General features: G+C 70.2%; 2 protein-coding genes. Both read right to left on the bottom strand.

From position 1 onward, the window contains the following. A partial coding sequence (locus ACGFIV_RS36170; protein ID WP_392839583.1) for a condensation domain-containing protein occupies positions 1-1,440 on the bottom strand: 1,440 nt, incomplete at its 3' end. After that, positions 1,437-3,848, bottom strand: a 2,412-nt coding sequence (locus tag ACGFIV_RS36165) for a condensation domain-containing protein (RefSeq protein ID WP_392839581.1), incomplete at its 5' end; no start/stop codon positions are given. The genes ACGFIV_RS36165 and ACGFIV_RS36170, both read right to left, overlap by 4 nt.

Raw genomic sequence — 3,848 nt, 5'->3', positions numbered from 1 at the left:
GGCGGGTTCGTCGGGGCGGGTCGTGGCCTGTGCGGCGACCAGTTGGTGGATGGTCTGGTCGGCGGGGAACGGGCCCGCGGTGTCGTTCCACTCGATCAGCATCCGCCGCTGCTCGGCCTCGGTGAGCATGCTGATCTGGGACAGCGGGGAACGCGGGGCCGAGACGAATCCGGTCACCAGTGCCTGGAAGTGACCCGCGAGGCGTTCGATCGTTTCCTCGTCGAACAGGGCACGGTCGTAGGCGAACTTGACGTCCACGACCTCGTCGGCCGAGACGACCACGGTGAGCGGATAGCCGGTGCGCTCCACGCAGTCCACGGGCCGGTAGTCCACCCCGTCCGGCAGGCTGTCGGACCCGCGCAGATCCGGATAGTTCTCGAACACGAGGATCGACTGGAACAGCGGCTTGCCCCGCGGGACGTCGCTGCACTCCTGCACGTCCACGAGGTGGCAGTGCTCCCACTGCCGGAGCTCGATCTGCTGCTCCTGCAGTTCCCGCAGCCAGTCGCCGACCGTGGCCTGGCCGTCGACCCGGGCGCGCACGGGCAGCGTGTTGATGAACAGCCCCACCATCGACTCGATGCCGGCCAGTGAGACGGACCTGCCGGAGGTCGTGGCGCCGAACAGCACGTCGTCGTGACCGCTGTAGCGGGAAAGCAGGGCCGACCATACGCCCTGGATCACGGTGTTGACCGTGATCCGCTGCTCCCTGGCGAACCGGCGTACCTCGCTCGACAGCTCCGCGCTGAGGGAGACCTCTAATTCGGCCACCCCGGACTCCGTGCCGGGGCGGCTCGCGACCAGCTCGGTGGGCTCGCTCACACCCCGCAGATAGCCGCGCCAGAACTCCCGCGCGCGGGACGAGGGCTGTTCGTGCAGCCACTTCGCGTACCGGACATAGGGGATGGCCGGCGGCAGGCCGGGCTCCCTGCCCTCGATGGCGGCCCGGTAGATCGCGAACAGCTCCTGCTTCAGGAGCTGGATGCTCCACCCGTCCAGCAGGATGTGGTGGAACGACCACATGACCAGGCGGCATTCGTCGGCGGTCCGGATGACCCGCACCCGCAGCAGCGGCGGCCGGGACAGGTCGAAGCCCTGGTTCCAGTCGTCGTCCGCCAGCCGCTTCAGGCGCGCGTCCTGCTCGGCGGGACCGCAGTCACGCCAGTCGAGCGTCTCGCGCGGCAGCACGGCCGTACGCTGCACGACCTGCACGGGCGTCGACACGTCCTGCCACACGAACGCGCTGCGCAGGATGGAGTGCCGGTCGACGACGTGCTGCCAGGCGTCCAGGAAACGCTCGTCGTCGAGCGGCCCGACGATCTTCTCGATCATCTGCACCTGGTACGGGTTGAAGCCGTGGTCGTCCCGAATCGAATGGAACAGCATGCCGAACTGCATGGGCGACAGGCCGTAGATGTCTTCCACGTTGGGGGTGCTCATGCGCTGAACTTCCTCATGATCGCGGCCATCTCATCCTCGTCGAGTTCCGCCAGTGGGAGGTGCGCCGGGGCGGCGCCGATCCCTTCGCTCTGCTCGGCGGCGATACCGAGCAACGCGCGAAGGTTGTGGACGATGTTCTCGGCGAACCGCTCGACGGTGGTCACGTCGTGGATCGCCGTGGAGTAGGAGATCTCGATGCTCAACCGGCCGTTCTCCACGGCCGCCAGGATGTCCAGGAGGTGACGACGCATCCCGGCCGCGCCGATGGAACGGCCCCTCGGCTCGCGCGGGTCGGCGTACCGGCCGAGGCCCGTGACGCCGGCGGCGAACTGTCCCAGGTAGTTGAAGTTGATCTCCGGAGAGGGATGCGCCAGGGCCTCCCGCGTGCGGGCGTCGCCCAGGTACCGCAGGATGCCGTAGCCGACGCCCCGGCGGGGTATCTCCCCGAGCTGCTCGCTGACGTTCTTGAGGAGGATGGCCGGGTCGGTCTCCGACATGCCGTGCAGGGCGATGGGGAAGACGCTGGTGAACCATCCCACCGTGCGCGACGTGTCCACGTCGGGGAACAGGTCCTCCCGTCCGTGCCCCTCCAGGCTGACGCAGGCGGCGTCGTCCCCGGTCCAGGCGTGCACGGCGGCGCCCACCGCGCTCAGCAGCGCGTCGTTGATCTGGGTGTGGAAGGCCCGGGGCACGTCCCGCAGCAGGGAATCCGTCTCGCTCTCGCTCAGCGCGACGGTGACGGCGGCCGAGGAACGCATGGTGTTCGCCCCGTCATGGTCACGAGGGAGCGTCCGCCGCGTGCCCTGCGCCGTCCAGTAGCCGAGTTCGGCGAGCGCGCCGGCCGACCTCGCGTACGTCCCGAGCTTCTCCCCCCAGGTCCGTACGGACGTCGTCTTGGCCGGCAGCAGCGGATCCCGTCCTTCGGCCGCCTGCCGGTAGGCGGTGCCGAGGTCCTCCAGCAGGATCCGCCAGGAGACGCCGTCGACCGCCAGGTGGTGGATGGCGATGAGCAGCCGCTGGCCTCGGCCGGGACCCAGCTCCATCAGGGCGGCACGGATCACCGGCCCGCCGTCCAGATCCATCCCGCGCTGCGCCTCGTCGGCGATCCGCGCCATCCGGGGCCACACCCCGTCGTCGTCCAGCGCCGACAGGTCGTGGCAGGCGAGGACGCCGGGGCCGGCGTCGTCGTCGAGGTACTGACGCCACCGGTCACCGTCCTTCCTGATCCGCAGGCGCAGCGCGTCGTGGTGGTCGACGAGGGTGAGCAGCGCACGTCGCAGGACCGCGCCGTCGAGGCCGTCGGTCTCCAGCAGCTCGACCTGGTTGAAGTGGGCCGGGTCGGGCAGCTTGAGCTCGAAGAACCAGTGCTGGATCGGTGTGAGCGGCACCTCTCCCACGATCTTGGCCTGGTCGGCCAGGATGGGACTGGTGGACTGGGCGTTCGCGGCGATGGCCGCGACGGTCTGATGCTGGAAGAACATCCTCGGCGTGAGCTGGATGCCGAACTTCTTCGCCCGTGCGATCACCTGCAGGCTGATGATCGAGTCTCCGCCGAGCGTGAAGAAGTTGTCGGTCACGCTGACGTGGGCGACGCCCAGGACCTCCCGCCAGATGCCGGCGATGACCTTCTCGGCCGCGCTGTGCGGCGCCGGCGCCGGTCGCGCGTCGGGCGCCGGCAGAGCCTGCCGGTCGACGGCGCCGTCCGCCGTGCGCGGCAGGCGGGGCACTACGACGTAGGCCGACGGCACCATGAAAGCGGGCAGTCGCTCGCTGAGGAACTGCCGCAGCTCCCGCGCCTCCGGCGGCGCCGGGCTGGCGGGCACCACGTAGCCGACCAGTTCCCCGTCGTGTACGACGGCCGCGGCGTCCGCCACGGCGTCGTGGCCTGCCAGCGCCGTCTCGATCTCGCCCAGCGCGACGCGGTCCCCGCGCACGATCACCTGGTCTTCCCAGCGGCCCAGGAACCGCAGCTCACCCGATGGCGACCAGCTCACCCGGTCACCGGTGCGGTACGGATGCTCGCCGCCGAGTACCAGCCGTCCGGGCACGCCGACCGGCACCGGCCGGTCGTGCCGGTCGACGACACGGACGACGGCGGGGGCGGCCGGGACGTCGCGGACCTCGGCGGGGATCGCGGCCGTGGCCCCCCACGCCGCGAGGGCGTCGTGTTCGGCGTCGGTGAGCATGCTGATCTGGGACAGCGGGGTCGTCGGGTGGTCGGCGAGTCGCTGGAGCAGCGTGCCGTAGTGGCCGGCCATGCGCTCGATGGTGGTCTTGTCGTACAGGTCGGTGGGGTAGTCGATGTGTGCGGTGAGCCCGTCGTCGACCTCATACAGGGTGAGGTTGAGGTCGAATTTGGCGAGGCCGCCGGTGATGGGGGCGGGGTGGACTTCGATGCCGGGGAGGTT

The sequence above is a fragment of the Sphaerisporangium sp. NPDC049003 genome (genome assembly GCF_043197795.1).
In the GTDB taxonomy this organism is placed as follows: domain Bacteria; phylum Actinomycetota; class Actinomycetes; order Streptosporangiales; family Streptosporangiaceae; genus Sphaerisporangium.
This window is presented reverse-complemented; position numbering and strand designations above follow the sequence as displayed.